Source organism: Mycobacterium cajalii (assembly GCF_045809005.2).
In the GTDB taxonomy this organism is placed as follows: Bacteria; Actinomycetota; Actinomycetes; order Mycobacteriales; family Mycobacteriaceae; genus Mycobacterium.
Genome location: NZ_CM141436.1, coordinates 4,867,410 through 4,883,833, shown reverse-complemented (window position 1 = coordinate 4,883,833; position 16,424 = coordinate 4,867,410). Strand labels below are relative to the sequence as shown.

General features: G+C 66.2%; 23 protein-coding genes. 13 read left to right on the top strand and 10 right to left on the bottom strand.

What is annotated here, in order from left to right; all coding sequences use genetic code 11:
- Positions 1 to 30: 30 nt before the first annotated feature.
- Positions 31 to 744: an SIR2 family NAD-dependent protein deacylase gene (locus ACJ512_RS23110; RefSeq protein WP_407686265.1), complete on the bottom strand. Its 714-nt coding sequence runs from the start codon at positions 742 to 744 to the stop codon at positions 31 to 33.
- A gap of 38 nt (positions 745 to 782) precedes the next feature.
- Here ACJ512_RS23110 and ACJ512_RS23105 point away from each other — a divergent pair, with 38 nt between their 5' ends.
- The gene (locus ACJ512_RS23105) at positions 783 to 1,160 is read left to right on the top strand and encodes a GntR family transcriptional regulator (protein ID WP_407686266.1); all 378 of its coding nucleotides are present in this window, start codon (positions 783 to 785) and stop codon (positions 1,158 to 1,160) included.
- Positions 1,161 to 1,178: 18 nt separating this feature from the next.
- Here ACJ512_RS23105 and ACJ512_RS23100 read toward each other — a convergent pair whose 3' ends face one another.
- Positions 1,179 to 1,700, bottom strand: a complete 522-nt coding sequence (locus ACJ512_RS23100; protein ID WP_407686267.1) for a DUF1697 domain-containing protein — start codon at positions 1,698 to 1,700, stop codon at positions 1,179 to 1,181.
- Between the two features lie 46 nt (positions 1,701 to 1,746).
- On the opposite strand from ACJ512_RS23100, the gene ACJ512_RS23095 reads away from it, so the two are divergent.
- Both ACJ512_RS23095 and ACJ512_RS23090 read left to right on the top strand, forming a co-directional pair.
- Positions 1,747 to 2,190 (top strand): PPOX class F420-dependent oxidoreductase, encoded by a 444-nt coding sequence (locus ACJ512_RS23095; RefSeq protein WP_407686268.1) that lies wholly within the window; start codon positions 1,747 to 1,749, stop codon positions 2,188 to 2,190.
- Positions 2,191 to 2,217: 27 nt separating this feature from the next.
- Positions 2,218 to 2,433: a DUF5302 domain-containing protein gene (locus ACJ512_RS23090; protein WP_407686269.1), complete on the top strand. Its 216-nt coding sequence runs from the start codon at positions 2,218 to 2,220 to the stop codon at positions 2,431 to 2,433.
- A gap of 132 nt (positions 2,434 to 2,565) precedes the next feature.
- Here ACJ512_RS23090 and ACJ512_RS23085 read toward each other — a convergent pair whose 3' ends face one another.
- The 4 genes from ACJ512_RS23085 to ACJ512_RS23070 all read right to left on the bottom strand — a co-directional run bounded on the left by ACJ512_RS23085 (position 2,566) and on the right by ACJ512_RS23070 (position 5,415).
- The gene (locus ACJ512_RS23085; RefSeq protein ID WP_407686270.1) at positions 2,566 to 2,868 is read right to left on the bottom strand and encodes a DUF732 domain-containing protein; all 303 of its coding nucleotides are present in this window, start codon (positions 2,866 to 2,868) and stop codon (positions 2,566 to 2,568) included.
- 317 nt (positions 2,869 to 3,185) lie between these two features.
- On the bottom strand, positions 3,186 to 3,605 hold the full coding sequence (locus ACJ512_RS23080; RefSeq protein ID WP_461480149.1) for a nuclear transport factor 2 family protein: 420 nt from the start codon (positions 3,603 to 3,605) through the stop codon (positions 3,186 to 3,188).
- A gap of 180 nt (positions 3,606 to 3,785) precedes the next feature.
- Positions 3,786 to 5,189: an IS1380 family transposase gene (locus ACJ512_RS23075; RefSeq protein ID WP_461479860.1), complete on the bottom strand. Its 1,404-nt coding sequence runs from the start codon at positions 5,187 to 5,189 to the stop codon at positions 3,786 to 3,788.
- A 94-nt stretch (positions 5,190 to 5,283) separates the two neighbouring features.
- Positions 5,284 to 5,415 carry a hypothetical protein gene (locus tag ACJ512_RS23070; protein WP_461479859.1) on the bottom strand — a complete coding sequence of 44 codons (132 nt, stop codon included), beginning with the start codon at positions 5,413 to 5,415 and terminating at the stop codon, positions 5,284 to 5,286.
- A gap of 114 nt (positions 5,416 to 5,529) precedes the next feature.
- Here ACJ512_RS23070 and ACJ512_RS23065 point away from each other — a divergent pair, with 114 nt between their 5' ends.
- Together ACJ512_RS23065 and ACJ512_RS23060 are read left to right on the top strand one after the other, a co-directional pair.
- A complete protein-coding gene (locus ACJ512_RS23065; RefSeq protein ID WP_407689803.1) occupies positions 5,530 to 6,102 on the top strand; it encodes an HhH-GPD-type base excision DNA repair protein in 573 nt (190 codons plus the stop codon).
- A 29-nt stretch (positions 6,103 to 6,131) separates the two neighbouring features.
- A complete protein-coding gene (locus ACJ512_RS23060; protein WP_069419838.1) occupies positions 6,132 to 6,278 on the top strand; it encodes a DUF1059 domain-containing protein in 147 nt (48 codons plus the stop codon).
- A 62-nt stretch (positions 6,279 to 6,340) separates the two neighbouring features.
- Here the strand turns inward: ACJ512_RS23060 and ACJ512_RS23055 are convergent, their stop codons facing one another.
- Positions 6,341 to 7,306: an Rv1157c family protein gene (locus tag ACJ512_RS23055; RefSeq protein WP_461479858.1), complete on the bottom strand. Its 966-nt coding sequence runs from the start codon at positions 7,304 to 7,306 to the stop codon at positions 6,341 to 6,343.
- A 45-nt stretch (positions 7,307 to 7,351) separates the two neighbouring features.
- The gene (locus ACJ512_RS23050; protein ID WP_407689675.1) at positions 7,352 to 8,011 is read right to left on the bottom strand and encodes a hypothetical protein; all 660 of its coding nucleotides are present in this window, start codon (positions 8,009 to 8,011) and stop codon (positions 7,352 to 7,354) included.
- A gap of 135 nt (positions 8,012 to 8,146) precedes the next feature.
- Between ACJ512_RS23050 and ACJ512_RS23045 the strand changes: the two genes are divergently transcribed.
- The gene (locus ACJ512_RS23045) at positions 8,147 to 9,427 is read left to right on the top strand and encodes a mannosyltransferase (protein WP_407689674.1); all 1,281 of its coding nucleotides are present in this window, start codon (positions 8,147 to 8,149) and stop codon (positions 9,425 to 9,427) included.
- On the opposite strand, the gene ACJ512_RS23040 is transcribed toward ACJ512_RS23045, so the two are convergent.
- Complete coding sequence (locus ACJ512_RS23040) at positions 9,424 to 9,708, bottom strand: 4a-hydroxytetrahydrobiopterin dehydratase (protein ID WP_407689673.1); 285 nt, start codon at positions 9,706 to 9,708, stop codon at positions 9,424 to 9,426. The genes ACJ512_RS23045 and ACJ512_RS23040 overlap by 4 nt on opposite strands.
- A 103-nt stretch (positions 9,709 to 9,811) precedes the next feature.
- Between ACJ512_RS23040 and ACJ512_RS23035 the strand changes: the two genes are divergently transcribed.
- From ACJ512_RS23035 to ACJ512_RS23025, 3 genes are all read left to right on the top strand, one after another.
- Positions 9,812 to 10,714, top strand: coding sequence for a tyrosine-type recombinase/integrase (locus tag ACJ512_RS23035; protein ID WP_407689672.1), 903 nt, complete (start codon positions 9,812 to 9,814; stop codon positions 10,712 to 10,714).
- 744 nt (positions 10,715 to 11,458) lie between these two features.
- The gene (locus ACJ512_RS23030) at positions 11,459 to 11,839 is read left to right on the top strand and encodes a hypothetical protein (protein WP_461479857.1); all 381 of its coding nucleotides are present in this window, start codon (positions 11,459 to 11,461) and stop codon (positions 11,837 to 11,839) included.
- Positions 11,839 to 12,414, top strand: coding sequence for a hypothetical protein (locus ACJ512_RS23025; RefSeq protein ID WP_461479856.1), 576 nt, complete (start codon positions 11,839 to 11,841; stop codon positions 12,412 to 12,414). Before ACJ512_RS23030 ends, ACJ512_RS23025 begins: the two co-directional genes overlap by 1 nt.
- A 4-nt stretch (positions 12,415 to 12,418) precedes the next feature.
- Here ACJ512_RS23025 and ACJ512_RS23020 read toward each other — a convergent pair whose 3' ends face one another.
- Positions 12,419 to 13,675, bottom strand: a complete 1,257-nt coding sequence (locus tag ACJ512_RS23020) for an ISL3 family transposase (RefSeq protein WP_369736942.1) — start codon at positions 13,673 to 13,675, stop codon at positions 12,419 to 12,421.
- A 203-nt stretch (positions 13,676 to 13,878) separates the two neighbouring features.
- On the opposite strand from ACJ512_RS23020, the gene ACJ512_RS23015 reads away from it, so the two are divergent.
- From ACJ512_RS23015 to ACJ512_RS23000, 4 genes are read left to right on the top strand one after another with little or no spacing between them, the layout of a single operon-like run.
- On the top strand, positions 13,879 to 14,046 hold the full coding sequence (locus ACJ512_RS23015) for a hypothetical protein (protein WP_369737462.1): 168 nt from the start codon (positions 13,879 to 13,881) through the stop codon (positions 14,044 to 14,046).
- Positions 14,043 to 14,258 carry a hypothetical protein gene (locus ACJ512_RS23010; RefSeq protein WP_407689816.1) on the top strand — a complete coding sequence of 72 codons (216 nt, stop codon included), beginning with the start codon at positions 14,043 to 14,045 and terminating at the stop codon, positions 14,256 to 14,258. The genes ACJ512_RS23015 and ACJ512_RS23010 overlap by 4 nt, the downstream gene beginning before the upstream one ends.
- Before the next feature lie 27 nt (positions 14,259 to 14,285).
- The gene (locus ACJ512_RS23005) at positions 14,286 to 14,918 is read left to right on the top strand and encodes a hypothetical protein (protein ID WP_407689815.1); all 633 of its coding nucleotides are present in this window, start codon (positions 14,286 to 14,288) and stop codon (positions 14,916 to 14,918) included.
- A gap of 13 nt (positions 14,919 to 14,931) precedes the next feature.
- Complete coding sequence (locus ACJ512_RS23000) at positions 14,932 to 15,180, top strand: hypothetical protein (RefSeq protein ID WP_407689814.1); 249 nt, start codon at positions 14,932 to 14,934, stop codon at positions 15,178 to 15,180.
- Positions 15,181 to 16,424 lie beyond the last annotated feature (1,244 nt).

Sequence of the window (16,424 nt, the reverse complement as noted above, 5' to 3'; positions counted from 1 at the left end):
GCTCTGTGCGCAGACTCGACCTACAGCCGGCTAACCCAACAGCGCGGGCAGTCGCTGCAACAGCTCGGGCAGCGCCTGGCTCGCGGTCTCGCGGATGCTGATCGTCGCGCTTGCGGACAGCGGGGTGGCCTCGGGGTTGACCTCGACGACGGCCGTGCCGCGCGACAGCGCCAGATCGGCCAGCCCGGCCGCCGGGTAGACGACGGCGGAGGTTCCCACCACCACCATCACGTCGGCGGCCTCGGTGGCCTCGACGGCGCGCTGCCAGGGCGCGTCGGGCAGCTGCTCCCCGAACCACACGATGCCCGGTCTGATCAGACCGCCGCAGTGACACACCGGGGGTTCGACCTCCAGCGCCGGCTCGGGCATTTGGGGCAGCGCGCCGGTGTAGGCGATTCCGCAATGGGCGCAACGGAATTCGAAAAGGCTGCCGTGCAAATGGTGCACCGCTGTGCTGCCGGCCCGCTCGTGCAGGTCGTCGACGTTCTGGGTGATCACGCTGACCTCGGCGTAGTCCTGCCAGGCGGCGATGGCGCGGTGTCCGGCGTTGGGCTCGACGTTGGCCACCAGGTAGTGGCGCCACAGATACCAGCCCCAGACCCGTTCGGGGTTGTCGCGCCACCCCTGGGTGCTGGACAGCTCGTAGGGGTCGAAGCGGGCCCACGGACCGTTCTTGTCGTCGCGGAAGGTGGGCACGCCGCTCTCCGCGGAGATCCCCGCGCCACTGAGCACCGTTACGCGCATCCACCCAACATAGTCGGCGCGGGGTGGATACTGGGGGCGTGGAGCTGGATGACTGGTTGCGGGTCGACGTGAAGGGGCGCAAGCCCCTGTTCGACCAGCTCAGGACGCAGGTGATCGACGGGGTCCGGGAAGGTGCGCTGCCGCCCGGCACCCGCCTGCCGACCGTCCGCGAGCTGGCCGGCCAACTCGGCGTGGCCGTCAACACGGTGGCCCGCGCCTACCGCGAGCTGGAGAGTGCTGCGGTCGTCGAAACCCGCGGCCGCTTCGGCACTTTCATCGCCCGCTACGACCCGACGGACGCCGCGATGGCGGCCGCGGCGCGGGAGTACGTCCAGGTGGCCCGGGGCCTGGGACTGGGCAAAGCCGACGCGCTGCGCTACATCGAGGCCGTGCCCGAGGAACGGGACCCGCGCTAGCGGCGGGCCTCCGTCGGCTCAGCGCAGCACTTTCGTCAGCGTGCGCAGGTTGCGGGTCGTGGTCGACGACTTGTACCGCGCCTTTCCCGTCGTCTTGCCGATCGTGCTGTCCAGGGTGGAGCCCTTGGGGACCTGCCAGTAGACGACACCGTCACCACGGGCGATCTTCTCGCTCGGGCCGGCTTGCCCACCCAGCGCCGCCAGCTCGTCGAGCACCGCCGCGTCGGCGACGAAGGTGACATAGGACTGAAACCCGTCGGCGTCGCGCTCGAAGGGGTAGGCGTCGACGACGGCGCGCACCGCGGCGACGTCGTAGGTCAACACCCAGGCGTCGTAGCCGAACCTCGCGCGCAGGGCGGCTTCGGCTTTCTCCCGCACGGCAGCCGCGCCCCCCGGCGCGTCCAGCAGTACGTTGCCGCTGGCCAGGACCGTGCGCACCCCGGCGAATCCGGCGTCGGTCAACGCGGCGGCCACGTCGGCCATCTTGAGGTTGACGCCGCCGACGTTGACGCCGCGCAGGAAGGCCGCGTAGTGGGGCATGGCCCCATCGAACCAGCACTGCGCGCCTGCGACGTAGTCTTTCGGCATGGGACGTCAGGTCTTCGACGACAAATTGCTGGCCGTGATCAGTGGGAACTCCATCGGGGTCCTGGCCACGATCAAACGGGACGGACGCCCCCAGCTGTCCAATGTGCAGTATCACTTCGACCCGCGGGAAGCGGTGTTGCGGGTGTCGATCACCGAGCCGCGGGCCAAGACCCGCAACCTGCGCCGTGATCCGCGGGCGTCGCTGCTGGTCGACGCCGACGACGGGTGGTCGTATGCCGTCGCCGAGGGCACGGCGGAGTTGACGCCGCCCGCGGCCGCGCCCGACGACGACACCGTCGAGGCCCTGATTGCCTTGTACCGCAACATCGCCGGGGAACACCCCGACTGGGAGGAATACCGGCAGGCGATGGTCACCGATCGGCGGGTCGTGCTGACGCTGCCGATCTCCCACATTTACGGCATGCCGCCGGGCAGGCGTTGACCGCGCCGACGGGACTAAGCTGCCGGTATGGCTGAGTCGAGTATTCCGGGAGAAGCAAAGTCACCCACGGATGCGGCCTCGGGGGACTCCGAGGACGAGAACAAGCGCAAGTTCCGCGAAGCCCTCGACCGCAAGATGGCCAAGGCGGCCGGCGGCTCCGCCCACAAAGACGGCGGCGGCAAGCAGCCGCGGACGCACGGGCCGGTCGAGAACCGTCGGGAGTTCCGTCGCAAGAGTGGCTGAGTGCCGCTGAATACCGTTGAGCGGTAGCCAGTCCGTGGTGTCGGTGGCGCTTGTGGACTGCGTCGCGCAGGTGCTTTCGCTCGGGTTGCAGGGTGATCCGGTCCCGCTGGCGGCCGGCGCCCGGCGGGTCGCCTACTGAACCGGGCACGCGTACTTTCTGGCCACGTCCATCAGCCGCTGCTGTGATCCGGGGCCGACGACGCCCTGGGCGGCCAACTCCCATCCGATGAACCCCGGTAGGCCGCCTTCACACGCCTGGTGAGCGACGCGCCACGCGGTGTCGGGGCTCAAATGGAATCCATTGCGCTCTAGGCCTTGCATGTAGTTGTCGAATTCGGGTGTGCCCTGGTCCGGCACCGCAGCAGCTGAGCTGGCCAAGGCAACGGCCGTAACCACCGCTGCGATCAGCGCTGCCATCACACGTGTCATGTCCATTCCCCTGGCTGCATCCGGCAATCTCCATACGTTCGCACACCCCGCCGACACAGTCGGCTGGATCGCGGCAAATTATCCGCAGCCGTGCGGCCACGGCACTCGGCGATATGCGCTCGGAGCGGCGGTGCCGCACCCAGTCGATCCGGCCGCTATCCGACCGGCTCTCCGGGCTACCCGGGCCTCCCGTCGGCCTGCATCCGGGAGGCTTCAGGACGGTGCGGCACTGCCTGCTTTCCGGCGAGCCGGTAACGGGTACGCGCGGCGAACGAGACCCGGCAGGAGGCTTGTCATCGGATTGCCGGGATTGAAGTAGGCGTTCAGCCTCGGGGCGGAACGAACAGGCCGACCGAAGGGTCGGCCTGGCCCGGCCGGCCGCGCAGGCTTCCTCGGGTGCTGGGGTGGTCGAAGTTCACTTGGGACGGGTCGTTTTGGTATGCCCAGTCCGCCACGATGTTGCGGCGACTGAACTTCCAGCGGCCGTCGTGTTTGGCGTACTCGTCCAGGTACCGGCCGCCGATGATGACGTCCACGTCGTTTTCGGGACCGGCGAAGGTGTGAAACACCAGGCAGTAGATCTCACCCCGGGCCGTGTCGCCGTCGATCACGAAGTTCGTGGTGGTGATGTTGTGTTGAGACACAAGCACATACGGCTCCGCGGCCTGTAGTTGCGCGATGAACTCTTCGACGCCGCCCGTCGAGAACGAGCCGTGCGAGTCGGTCGCCCCTGGGTGGTACAGGTTCCTAAGCCTGAATCCGTGGATCAGTGATTTCGTGGTGTCGTGGGGTTGATTTTTGCACGGTTGGGGCGGTTCGGGGTGTTGTGGGTATGAGTGATCCGCTGGCCTGCACCAGCTTTTCCTTGTTGCGGGGTTCCTCGGGTCGGGCCTGGGAGGGCAGATGGGCAGGGGATGTGATAGTTATCCTGCTCGTGGGATCGCGGGCCTATAGCCGATGGTGTTGTTCCACAGCGTTTTCCATCCGTTTTGCCACGGCCAGTGCGCGGGCAGGTGCAGCATCGGTTTGCGGGCCGGGGCGGCGAAGCGGGCCGGGATGTTGACCAGGTCGCGGCGCAGGGTGGCGCCGCGGGCCACGGCGTGATGGCCACCAGCGAGGGTGCCTGCGGCGCGCAGCAGGTTATGGGCGATCACCGCGGCCGCCAGCCAGGCGCAGTTGGCGGCGAACAGCCCGGAAGGGATGTGAGCCAGCGGGCCGTCGATCACATCGGCGAAGGTGGTTTCGATGACGGCGTGGCCCCGGTGGGTGATATCGGCCTCGGTAACCGGCAGTTCGGAGTTGGTGACAAACGGGTGATGGCGCCACACCGGAAACAACGCATCGGGGTAGCGGGCGTCTTTGACCCGGCGCACCACCAGCCGCACCGTCAGCGTGCGGCCAGAGCCCAACCGCACGGTGTAGGGCGTTTCGGCGACTTGGGCATCCGAGATCAGCGTCCCCGTGTCGGGGTCGGTCACCGCGCCGGGGTAGTGCACCGGGGTGTAGGCGGCTTCGTCGATGGCTGCGATCGCAGCGTTGATGCGTTTGTTGCGGCTGATCGACAAGGAGAATTCGGCACCTTGGGCCACGCACGTGGTGATCACCTTCTTGGTGCCAAACGCCGAGTCGCCGCGCACCATGATCGCCCCAGCGGCCCCGCAGGCGCGGGCGGTGCCGATGGCCACCGTGATCTGGGAGGCGGCCGCGCGCCCGGAGGCGGCCTTGCCGCTGCGCAGCCTGGCCTCGGCGATCACCGGTGCGGCCTGCGCGGTGGAGATGGTAGTGATCTGCGGTGAGAGGCCTTTGCGCAGCAGCGCGCGGCTGGCGATCTTGGCGTGCCCGAAGCTGGCGCCCTGCTTGGCTTTCCCGTAGACCGGGCGCAGCAGCGAGTCGATGTCGACAAAAGCGCGTTGCTCGATGCCGGGTAACAGCGGTACCCGCGCCGCGAGCGCCACCAGATGGGCTCGACCTACCGCAGCGAGTTGGTTGGCGTGCCCGAAAGTGAACTCGCGCAGAAAGATCCCCAACGTGGAGGGCGCATACACCTCGTCGAACACCCGCGGGGTGCCGCCCGCGCGCAGCACGCCGGCATCGTCGATGCTGTCCGCGCCGCACATCATGCCCGCGATGATCGAGGTCAGCTTGCCGGCCGGATTCACCGCCCCCGACGCCACCCGAGTCGACGGCAGCTGCACGTGTTCGCCGATCAACTCCGAAAGACCGGCCTGCTCAGCTAGGTCCAACACCGGCACCAGCCCGGCCGCCGATACCAGATTCTGCTCGTCAAAGACCGCCGAGTCGGCGGTGAACGTATACGATGAGTGCATCGAAAGTGCCTTCTTGAACTCTGGACAAATACGACGTAAGCACTCGTATTATCCCAGTTCAGAAGGCGCTTTCGCTGTTCACACGCCGATCAAATCACCGGCCCATCCACGGATTCAGGCTAAGTGTGGGGTAATCGGCGCGGTCGACGGCCCGGCAGTAGGCAGTGACCAGCTGATGCAGCTCATCGCGGGCCAGCATAAGCGTCAATTGGGCTTCATCGACCACCGTGCCACCATAACGCCGTGGTTATGCGCTGGTCGTCGGCGGCGGGTCGGTGGTTGGTGTCGAACCGAAGCGGTCACGGTCGTAGGGTGTTCAGCGGAAGGAAGGTCGCCGACAGTGAAACTGTGCCTCACTCAAGACCCGGCCGCCGACGCACTGCTGGACGAGAACCCGTTCGCATTGCTGGTCGGCATGCTGCTCGACCAGCAGGTGCCCATGGAGACCGCGTTCGCGGGGCCGAAGAAGATCGCCGACCGGATGGGTGGCTTCGACGCCGCCGAGATCGCCGAGTACGACCCGGAGAAGTTCGCCGCGTTGTGTTCGGAAAAGCCTGCGATACACCGGTTTCCGGGGTCCATGGCCAAGCGTGTCCAGACGTTGGCGCAGATCGTCGTGGACCGCTACGACGGGGACGCCACCGGGTTGTGGCGCAGCGGCGAGCCCGACGGGCACGAACTGCTGCGACGGCTCGAAGGCCTGCCCGGTTTCGGTGAGCAGAAGGCGCAGATCTTCCTGGCGCTGCTCGGCAAGCAGTACGGGGTCACACCGCCGGGCTGGCGCGAGGCGGCGGGCGAGTTCGGCCGGCCCGGCACGCACATCTCGGTCGCCGACATCGTCGACGCCCGTTCGCTCGGGCAGGTGCGCTCGCACAAGAAGCAGATGAAGGCCGCGGCCAAGGCGGCGAAGTAACCGGTGGAGCAGTACAGAAAGGCGGCATCGTGAAGACACACATAACGTGCCCGTGCGGCGAGGCCATCGTCGGCAAGGACGAGGACGAGCTGGTCGAACTGACCCAGGCCCACCTCGCCGCGGTCCACCCGGGACTGGAGTACGACCGCGACGCCATCCTGTTCATGGCGTACTGACGAGCGACCGGCGTGCCCCGTCGCGGGGACACGCCGGTCGGCACGTCTGCATCAAGTGAGCTCTACGGCACCACCGTCGAGCCGATCGTCGGCATGAACTGGCACTGCTTCTCCTTGGTGGTGACCTGCCCGAAGATCGTCGACATGACGCTGCCCGAGCCCGTGTCGGCGATCGCGGTCAAAGTCGTCGGCCCCTCCGGGTTGATGTCCGAGCGCGGCTTGAGCGTGACGCTGCCGGACTTGCCGGTCGTCAGGTTCACCCAGGTGACGTTCAGCGGGAGCTTCTGCACCTCGGCCGGGCCGGGCGTGCCGACCGCGGTGAACACGTAGGCGGTCTGTCCCGGGCCCGGGCCCGGCAGCGGAATCTTCGCCGGACCCGCCACCGACAGCGCGGTCGCGATCGAATTGCCGCCGTCGGCAAGGCAATTGCTGCCGATCGAGGGATACAAGAAGTCCTGCGTGGGCGGCGCGTCGGGGCCGAAATCCGGGGTCGCCGCCGCCTCGGGCGCGGGTCCCGGCGCCGCGGAATCCGGGGCGGGCGCCGCAGCCGCCGGGGCGGGCGCGGGTGCCGGTGCCGCGGCCGGCGGTGTGTCCACCGGTGGCGCGACGGGGGCGGCGAGGGGCGCAGGGCCCGCCGCGTGCGCGGGGTCGACGCCGGTGGGTAGGTGCGCCTGAAGGCCGGGCTCGAGCCCCGCCGGTGGCACGTGCTCGACCGGGGCCTGGACGAAGTGGTCCACCGACGCGGCCACGTTCTTGGACTCGGCGGGGGCGGTCGGGTTGTGGGTGAAGGCCTGGGCGGCGGCCATGAGCAGCTGGGTCGCCTGCTCGGGGTTGCCGGCCGCCTGCTGGATGATCGGGCTCAGCTGCGACAACGCCGGCAGGCCCGGCAGTTGCTGGGCCGAGCCCGCCTGCGGTGCGGGTTGCGGTGCCGCCGGGTCGGCCGCCGCGCTCGGGCAGAGCCCGAACGCGACGGCCGACGCCGCGGCCACGACCGCTAATCCTTCGGACAGTTTCCTTGTACGTGCCACGATGTCCTCCGGTCCTGGTAGTGGTTTAGCCGACTAAGTGGCTGATCAGGGCATCGCCGAGAGCAGCCCCGGCGCGGCGACGGGCGCCGCGGCCGCCGGCGCCGCCGAAGCCAGAGCCGGCAGGTCGCCCGGCAGCGTGACCTGCGGCGGCACGTTCACCGGCAGGCCCGGCAGCGCGGGCATGTCGATCTTTGCCTGCGGCATCCCCGCTTGCGGCGTCGAAGCGGCCGGAGCGGCCGCGCCGGGCAGGGACACGGGCAGGCCCGGGATCGGCGAAGCCGCCGGAGCGGGAGCGGTCGCCGGTGCCGGCGACGTCAGGCCCGGGATCGACGCCGGGAACCCCGGAAGCGCGGGGGATGCCGGCGCGGCGGGTGCGGTGGCCGCGGGCGGCGTCAGCCCGGGGATGGAGGGCAGGCCCGCCGCCGGGGTCGACGCCGGCGCCGTCGCCGCCGCCGGGGTCACACCCGGGAAGCTGATGCCGGGAGCCGACGGCGGAGCCGCCGGCGGCGTGGCGCCGAGCGCGGTCGCGAGGTTCTGCAGGATCTGCGGCGCGTTGGCCGCCGAGCTGATCAGCTGCTGCGGAATGTTCGGCAGCGGCGCGGGGGCCGGCGCCGGATCGGCGTGGGCGATACCGCCCGTCAGTAGCGCTGCGGACGAACCGACCACGACGGCGGTTGCACGCAGATAGGTCCAGATGGTTGGCATGTCTCTCCCTGGTTGTCGACGACAGGTCCCGCGGCTGAAGCTACTTTGATACGGAGGTGACTCAAGTGACACGTGTGGCATTTATTCGATCGTTACCCCTTCGAGTGACGGCGGTGACCGGGCACTCGCCGGACCGTGACCGGCGACGCCGAAACGGCCGCGGCGGCACGCCCTAAAGTCGGATGGATAGACACCACCTCGGCCGCCCCGGCGGCAACCACCGACGGCCGGCCGGCGCGCGGGCTCAGCACCGCCGCGCCGGTGCTGTTGGTCCTCAGCGTCGCCGCCCGGCTCGCCTGGACGTACCTGGCGCGCAACGGCGCGAACTTCGTCGACCTGCACGTGTATCTGGGCGGCGCGGCCGCGCTGGACCATCCGGGCAGCCTGTACAGCTACGTCTACGCCGACCAGACGCCGGACTTCCCGCTGCCGTTCACCTACCCGCCGTTCGCGGCGGTGGTGTTCTACCCGCTGCACCTGCTGCCGTTCGGCCTGGTCGCCTTCCTGTGGCAGCTCGCGACCATGGCCGCGTTGTACGGGGCGATCCGGATCAGCCAGCGGCTGATGGGCGTCGCCTCCGGCACCGGACACCGCATGGCGATGCTGTGGACGGCGGTCACGATCTGGATCGAGCCGCTGCGCAGCACGTTCGACTACGGACAGATCAACGTGCTGCTGATGCTGGCGGTGCTGTGGGCGGTCGCGACGACGCGGTGGTGGCTGTCCGGCCTGTTGGTCGGCGTGGCGGCCGGGATCAAGCTGACCCCCGCGATCGCCGGGGTCTACCTCGTCGGCGTCCGGCGGTGGGCGGCCGCGGTGTTCTCGGCCGTGGTGTTCGTCGCCACCGTCGGGCTGTCGGCCCTGGTCGTCGGCGACCAGACTCGTTACTACTTCACCGAACTGCTCGGCGATGCACACCGCGTCGGGCCCGTGGCCACCTCGTTCAACCAATCGTGGCGCGGCGGCATCTCCCGGATCGTCGGCTACGACGCGGGTCACGGCCCGCCGGTGCTCGCGGCCATCGGCATCACGGCCGTGCTGGCCCTGCTGGCGTGGTGGGCGCTCGGCCCCGGGGACCGGCTCGGCAGGTTACTGGTGGTCGAGCTGTTCGGGCTGCTGCTCTCGCCGATCTCCTGGACCCATCACTGGGTGTGGCTGGTCCCGCTGATGATGTGGCTGCTGCACGGCCCCCTGAGCGCGCGCCGCGGCGCGCGCATCCTGGGCTGGACCTGGCTGGCGCTCACGGTCGTCGGCGTGCCGTGGCTGCTCAGCTTCGTGCAACCGTCCATCTGGACGATCCACCGCCCCTGGTACCTGGCCTGGGCCGGCCTCGTCTACATCGCCGCCGCGGTCGCGACTCTGAGCTGGATTGCCGGCACCAGCCGGCGCGACACCCCGGCCGGTCGGCCGGGTTAGCCCCCGACGATCCCGTTGATGTCGCGCGCCATCGCCAGGTCGTTTTGGGTGATGCCGCCCTCGGAGTGTGTAACCAGAGCGAAAGTTACCGTCCGCCAACGGATGTCGATGTCCGGGTGGTGATCTTTGCGCTCGGCGTGCTCGGCCACCCGGCGCACGGCGTCGATCCCGTCGAGGAACGCCGGGAACTTGATCGACCGGCGCAGGGCGCCGTCGGCGCGTTCCCATCCGCTCAGTTCGGCCAGTGCGGCATCCACCTGCTCATCCGATAACACAGCCATATCGGACCTATCCTTTCTCCGCAGATATTAGCTTCTAGCTGCGACGATACACCCATGATCTGGCCCCGGGGTTGCGCATAACGCAATCAGTTACCATTAACATATGACGACCGACGCCGTTGACCTTGCCGCCTTGGTTGACAGCTTCGAGATAGAGCTTAAGTCCGCCCGCCGCTCTCCTCGGACCTGCACGATCTACCTCTCTAGTGTGCGCCGCTATCTGCAATGGTGCGCCGACAACGGCCACCCCGCCCAGATCGACAGGCGCCAGGTGCAGCTGTGGATCGCGCAGATGCTCGATTCCGGCGCTCAGGCCGCTACCGCACAGGCGCGCCTGGCCGGTGTGCGCCAGTTCTCGAAATGGCTTGCCGCAGAGGGGGAGATTCCGTCTGATCCGCTGCTGCGGCTCAACGCGCCGAAGAGCGACACGCCCATCACTCCGGTGCTCACAGAGGAGCAACTGGCGGCGTTGATCAAGGCGTGCGACGGGAAGTCCCTGAAGGATCGCCGCGACGAGGCGATTGTCAGGCTCCTCGCCGAGACTGGAATGCGGGCCGGCGAGTTGATGGCACTCGAACTGGACGACATCGACCCGGTGCGCGGCCTGGTGACAATCCGGCGGGGGAAGGGCGGCAAGGGTCGTATCGCGCCTTTTGGGCCGCAGACCGCCAAAGCCCTAGACCGGTACATCCGGCTGCGCCGGACCCATCCCGGCTCGGAGAGCAAGGCGCTCTGGTTAGGTGCGCGTACGCACCAGCCCTTGGGTCCGCACGGGTTGCGTGTCACGCTGGCCGAGCGGGCACGGAAGGCCGGTGTAACCGGATTCCATCCCCACGTGCTGCGGCACACCTTCGCCAGCCGCTGGCTGTCTCAGCGTGGCTCTGAGGGGGGACTAATGGCCGTCGCCGGGTGGTCGTCAAGGGAAATGCTGGACAGGTACGCCCGCGCCACCGCGTCCCAACGCGCCGTCGATGAGGCCCGCACTCTCAACCTCGGGGACGTGTAGATGCCGTGCTGTATGCTTGTGGTCACAAACGCTGCTGAGGTGTCGGTTGCAGACCGCAAGCCCGTGAAACTCGGGAGTCAGACCAGCAATCCATAACAAACGGCCAAACAAGGCCGTAACGAAACTCTTTGAGCCGCATCCGCATTGGGTGTGGCTTTTTCTTTTGCCAATTTTCAGGCCGGGTCTCACAGGCCGGCCTTTTTGTCATGCCGAGGAGAAACCATGACACTGACACCCGCTGAGCGCCGCTTGGGCGCGCAATACGCAGCCCACCTGTCCTGGGCCGCGACCGAGAATCGGTCAATCAGAACGCTGCCGGCCCGGTTGGGCCTCTTGGCCCGCTTTGAGCGGCTGGCAGACCCGGACGGGGAGCTTCTACCGGCCGAACGCCACAAGCGCGCCGAGTCCTTACGCAAGGCCCACTACGCCGATATGGCGCGAAAGTCCGCGCGTGCCCGGCGGCTACGCAAGGGGAGCGTTACGTCACGCGTTACGTAACGGCGTGACCCTAGGATAGGCAAGGCAAGGCAAGGCGAGGCGAGGCCAGCCAGGAAACAGGCTAGGAATTAGGAACTAGGCCAGTTAGGCGAGAAAGGCCAGTTAGTAAAGGCCCGGCTTAGGCCACAGGTCTTAGGAGAAGGACAGGAATAGGCGAGGCGCGGCAAGTCCAGGTAAAGGCCACGCCAGTCTTTCAGGAAAAGGATTTAAGGCACGTTTAGCGAGTGCCAGGAAAAGGAACTGAGAATGACACTTAAGACTAAAGGCGAATCGTTGGATACTCGCCTGCGTCACAAGCTGCTCCTAGATGCGAAGTTGCAACGCAAGCTGACGGCTGAGGAGTTTCGGGCGTTTATCAATCTCAACGTGTGGGTGGTGTCGCTGATCTCGGATGGGGTCTTCGACCCGACCGACGCTGAGATGGTCGCCAATCTGGACTCCGGGCACATCGCCCGCTTTTTAGCGATGGGACTGGTTGAGTGTGATGATGCGGGCCTTTATCGCGTGAATGCCGATTACTGGGCGTGGCAGTCGACCCGTGCGCAGCTCGAAGAACAGGAACGCGTCCGCGAGGCCAACCGCGCCCGTCAGGAGGCGTGGCGCGCGAACCAGAAGCGCGAAGCCTAGTGGAGTTCGACTGGGGCGAGGAGTGGCGCGTCATCCCCGAATTCAGCGCCTACGTTATGAGTGTCCGGCTGGAAGTATGGAGCTTGCCGCGTGAGGTTGCGTGTAAGGGTGGTCGCACTCGACAGCATGCGGGCAAGCGGATCAAGTGCGACGACGGCCGGGTTTGGTTGTGCAAGAACGGACAATCGCGGCGGTTTCACGTGCGGGACCTTTTTCCGAAGGTGTTTCCCGAGCTGGTCGACCAGGAGCGACGGGCCGCACGCCAGCGCCCGCAGGTCACATGCCGCAAGGGTCATCCCCTCATGGAGTTTGACCACGAAGTCCTCAAGACGTGGATGACGCCCAAGCCGAAACTGGCGTACTGGGGCACCGGCAACCGGATCTGCCTCCGATGCGGCGATGCTCCGAGAAGCTATCCCACCGATAATTGTTACTCCCTGCATTTCGGCGTCGCCGGAATACGTGATCACACCGGGGCGCCTGCCGAACCGAAATTGGTGGGCCGCCGGCCTGGTGATGACCGTGACCAGTTGGCGGAATTGGATTGGGCAGACCGGGATCTACTGACGTTGTAGTGGGTCATTTCCGTCCGGGTAGTGCTGGGCAGAGGCCGCCTCGGGTGAGCATGGCCATGGCGATGAGTGCGTCTGGGCTGTGGAATCCGTAGGCGCGTTTGGTTAATGCCCGCAGGTGGGTGTTAGTGGCTTCGGATCGGGCGTTGGACAGGCCGTGATCGAGCGTGTTCCAGATGAGGTCGCGGTAGCGGCGGATGCTGCGGGCCAGCGCGGCGAACTCGGGGATGCGTGAGTGCGACGCCCACGACAGCCAGCCGGCCAGCAGCTGCCGCCCGTGGGTGCCCTTGACCCGAAACACCTCGCGTAGTTGCTCTTTGAGCAGATACGCCCGGTAGAGGGTGCGGTTGGTGTCGGCGATCTTAGCGAGGCTGGTGCGCTGCTCGCAGGACAGGTCAGCCGGGTTCTTGCGGGTCGCCCACATGGCGTGCCGATCGGTGATCCCGGCGCGGGTCATGGTGCGTACCCGCACCTTGTCCAGTGCCTTCATGGCCCAGGCCACGACATGAAACCCATCCAGGCAAATCAGCGCCTGCGGCGCGCGGGCACGCACCAGGGCGTGGATCCATTCCGCCCCGTCGCAGCTGACGTGGGTGAGCAGCTTGGCCCGCTCGGCGCCGAGCTGATCGAAGAACCGGCCCAGCGTGTCCTGGTTGCGGCCCTCGCCGGCCCACACCAGCCGGCCTGTCGTGTGGTCAACCACGCACGTCAAGTAGCGATGTCCCTTGCGGTAGGCGATCTCGTCGATGCCGATCCGCGACAGTCCGGCGAGCAGGTCGTTGGTGTCGCGGCCATCGGCCACCACCCTGGTCACGATCGCCGCCACGGTGCGCCAGGCGATCTGCAGCAGCACCGTGAGCACACTCAATGCGGTGTGCGCGGCCAGCCACGCGCAGGTGTCCTCGAACGCCCAGGTGTGTTTGGCGCCCGGCCGCGCCCACGGCACATGCGCAACCACCACCCCATGCTCGCCGCATGCCACCCGCGGGGCCGCGGCCTGCAGATACGCCTTTGTGGTCCCCACATCCAGGGTCCGCCAGCGCCTGATCCCGTTCCCGTCCCGGCCCCCCGCGTCATAGCCCGGGCACCGCTTCCGGCACCGCGAGCACCGGCCCGCCTGCGACGCCTTGGGCCGCACCGAGAACACCAGAACTTCGGAGGTCTTCGGCTGCTTCCGACCCGTGGTCTCGGTCTCGATCGTCACGTCCTCGATCACCATGTTTTGGTCACCCAGACCGCTCGCCAATACCCTGGACATGCGCAACGCCGTAGCTCCTTCTCGCGGATTGAACCCTAGACAGTCCAAAACGTAAGCAGGACACGGCGTTGCGCCCAAATTCCCAGGTCAGCGAACCCACGACAACGTCACAAGAGCCGCAGACCGTGGCTTCATGATTCTAAAATCGCCGCTGTAGATGCACGTAGATTACTTCTCCGATCATCACCAATAGGTGAGAGGAAATTTTTATGACTAACATTGAAGCGGCCAGCTATGCCGTGCTGGTCGACCATACGGCGCCCGAGAAAATCCTGGGCCTGAAAGTGAATCCGCGGTTCGGCGAGAGCTTCGTCGTCCCCATGACGGCGCGCACCGCCGTAGAGATCGGCACCCTATTGCTGGAAAAGGCGCAATGACGGAAACCCTGGTCATCTCCGACCGCTTTCGCTCGCCCATTTCGGTCCGTAGGCGAACTGACGCGGAGGGCGGCATTGTGATTCGCAACCACCGTCACGCGATGCTGCTGAGCCGGTCCGAGCTGGATCGGTTGATTCAGTTCGTTCACGGGCCTCTGCAGCGCTACGTGGCACCAAAAGCACCGCTGAGCGCCACGCAGGGCGACGAGTAGCACCGGGCACGCAACATGGATGCCCGAATGTTTTTGGAGCTGCTGAAGGCCAACGACCGGGATGCCATCGTTGCCGAGGCCAGGCGCAACCCCGGCATTGTGGTGGCTACGTGGGAGAGAGGGTGGGCCACCACGTGGGATGGCCGCGGATGGAAACCGAGCAGCGATGACCACGGGTTCGGCCGCGTCCGCTACGCGACGTGGGTTCGCGCGTTTCGCGCTGCGGGGTACTGCGAAGGCGTTGGCCACGGGACTGACTGGGTGTGCCATGAAATTAAGCCGGCCACACCTCCCGACGAACCGATCCTGCTGTACAGGGCCGCTCCGGTGGTGCGTCGGCTCGGGATGTCGTGGACAAGCGACTATGACGAGGCTGTGAACTTTTCTAACTATAACGGCGCAGGGAAACGGCAGTGTGTGAACATTTATGCACATTGGGCATTTCCCGAAGAATTGCTAGCATATATCTATAAATGGAATAAGCGATGGGAATGGCCATATGGAATCGCCACAGCCGATGAATACGTTCTTGATCCCAAATTCTTAGATGATGACAACGTTGAGCCCGTATCTGTGCCAATGGGCAACTACTCCGATACTTACCTGAGCTACGTTACGCCCGACCGTCCCGCGACGTTCGGCCTGCTGACACCGCCCTAAAAGGAAGAAAGTTTTGCAGAACCTTTCCCGGCTCCTGTTCGCGGCCATGGAAGCGCCCGAAGACGTGGACAAAAACCGGCTTCTGTTGGCCGCCAACGCCTTTTTAGACGCCACCACCCCTCTAGCGGATGCGTCCGAAGGGGCCGAGCTGGCGCGCACAATGGCATTCCGGGCTATGGACTGGTGCGTGTTCGACACCGCCGAGACCTACCACGCCTTATTCCGCGCCGTGAACCGCTTCGCTACTTGCCGTGTCTGCTAGCTGTCCCGTAGCCGGCGGAATTCCGGAACCACCCTGGCTGGCCGACCTTCCGCGGCTACGGCCGGACGGCAGGCGCACCCCGTCACAGTTGAAACTTCCCGTCCCAGCGGTGTGCCACCCCGGTGGAACGTCATTTGACGTGACTCGCGCCGTGGCCCTTGGTCTTAGGAGAGTGCGGGCACTGTGGTTATGCCGTGTCTGGTGCGCGGTATGTAGTAGAACATTGCTCAGACGACTATGAGCCTTGCCTTTCCTATCCAGGTGGCGTGCTCGTGGATAGTCAGCCGCCATTGCACTTGTCCTGCGCCCTGTACGGGGAGCTTGGTGTGTCCGTTCCTACAGCGGCCCACCTCACGGGCACTGCGCGACGGTACGCACCGGGGGGGCGCAGCGGTGGTCGGATTTTCGCGGTACGGCATCGCCTACCTCGATGAGCCTGTCGTGGGTGCACGCTTGGTGGCAGCACTTGAACAAACCACCTAGACCGTGCTCAACATGCGGCCGCCCAGCTGTACGCAAAGGGAAATGCCGCCAACACGACCGCCAGGCAGAGAAACGCCGCGGAACAAGTGCACAACGCGGATACGACAGAGAACACGAGACAGTGTTTCGCGCCGGCGTGCTACAACGCGACCCCATATGTGTGGTGTGCAATGACGCCGATGCCACCGTAGCCGACCACTATCCGCTCACACGTAAGCAACTAGTTCGTCGTGGTTTCGATCCCAACAACCCAGAACACGGTAGGGGGTTGTGCGTGTCGTGTCATAACGGGTGGACGGCATCGCAACGGTAGTGTGTTGAACATACCACTGTTGTTGAATGTGATTGCACCCCATCGCTATTCAACCTTCAACCATGAAAGCGGTTGAGTTGCAGTGAGATTGGGGGGGTGGGTTGAAATCCCTAGGATTGCTCACCCTGGCGACCCTTCGGGTCAAACTTCGCCAATTCCACATATTGCGGCACAACGGATTTCGTGAAAACCACATAACCGCTGGTCAAACGCCTGTTTTTGCGTAAATCAAAACCCTTCCCACGCAAGGGAATTCCCCTACGCGAAAAGCATTCCCGCTCAGGGGATTTCCCACGCAAGGGCAACTCCACTGGACGCGAAAAACCCGCTCCCGCTTGGGATTTCATCCACACGCGGGAAGTGGTGACACGTAAGGGTTTTCGGGATGTGTTGTGGTGCAGCATGTTTGGCCTTGGTGCGGGATGTGTTGTGGTGCAAGGGATTGCAG

Bases quoted from the DNA above. Each gene is read 5' to 3' on its own strand.
- ACJ512_RS23050 (WP_407689675.1), bottom strand. From the start codon at position 8,011: ATGCCAACCATCTGGACCTATCTGCGTGCAACCGCCGTCGTGGTCGGT.
- ACJ512_RS23010 (WP_407689816.1), top strand. From the start codon at position 14,043: ATGACGGAAACCCTGGTCATCTCCGACCGCTTTCGCTCGCCCATTTCG.
- ACJ512_RS23005 (WP_407689815.1), top strand. From the start codon at position 14,286: ATGTTTTTGGAGCTGCTGAAGGCCAACGACCGGGATGCCATCGTTGCC.
- ACJ512_RS23015 (WP_369737462.1), top strand. From the start codon at position 13,879: ATGACTAACATTGAAGCGGCCAGCTATGCCGTGCTGGTCGACCATACG.
- ACJ512_RS23100 (WP_407686267.1), bottom strand. From the start codon at position 1,700: ATGCCCCACTACGCGGCCTTCCTGCGCGGCGTCAACGTCGGCGGCGTC.
- ACJ512_RS23090 (WP_407686269.1), top strand. From the start codon at position 2,218: ATGGCTGAGTCGAGTATTCCGGGAGAAGCAAAGTCACCCACGGATGCG.
- ACJ512_RS23075 (WP_461479860.1), bottom strand. From the start codon at position 5,189: ATGCACTCATCGTATACGTTCACCGCCGACTCGGCGGTCTTTGACGAG.
- ACJ512_RS23085 (WP_407686270.1), bottom strand. From the start codon at position 2,868: ATGGACATGACACGTGTGATGGCAGCGCTGATCGCAGCGGTGGTTACG.
- ACJ512_RS23110 (WP_407686265.1), bottom strand. From the start codon at position 744: ATGCGCGTAACGGTGCTCAGTGGCGCGGGGATCTCCGCGGAGAGCGGC.
- ACJ512_RS23040 (WP_407689673.1), bottom strand. From the start codon at position 9,708: ATGGCTGTGTTATCGGATGAGCAGGTGGATGCCGCACTGGCCGAACTG.
- ACJ512_RS23095 (WP_407686268.1), top strand. From the start codon at position 1,747: ATGGGACGTCAGGTCTTCGACGACAAATTGCTGGCCGTGATCAGTGGG.
- ACJ512_RS23035 (WP_407689672.1), top strand. From the start codon at position 9,812: ATGACGACCGACGCCGTTGACCTTGCCGCCTTGGTTGACAGCTTCGAG.
- ACJ512_RS23030 (WP_461479857.1), top strand. From the start codon at position 11,459: ATGACACTTAAGACTAAAGGCGAATCGTTGGATACTCGCCTGCGTCAC.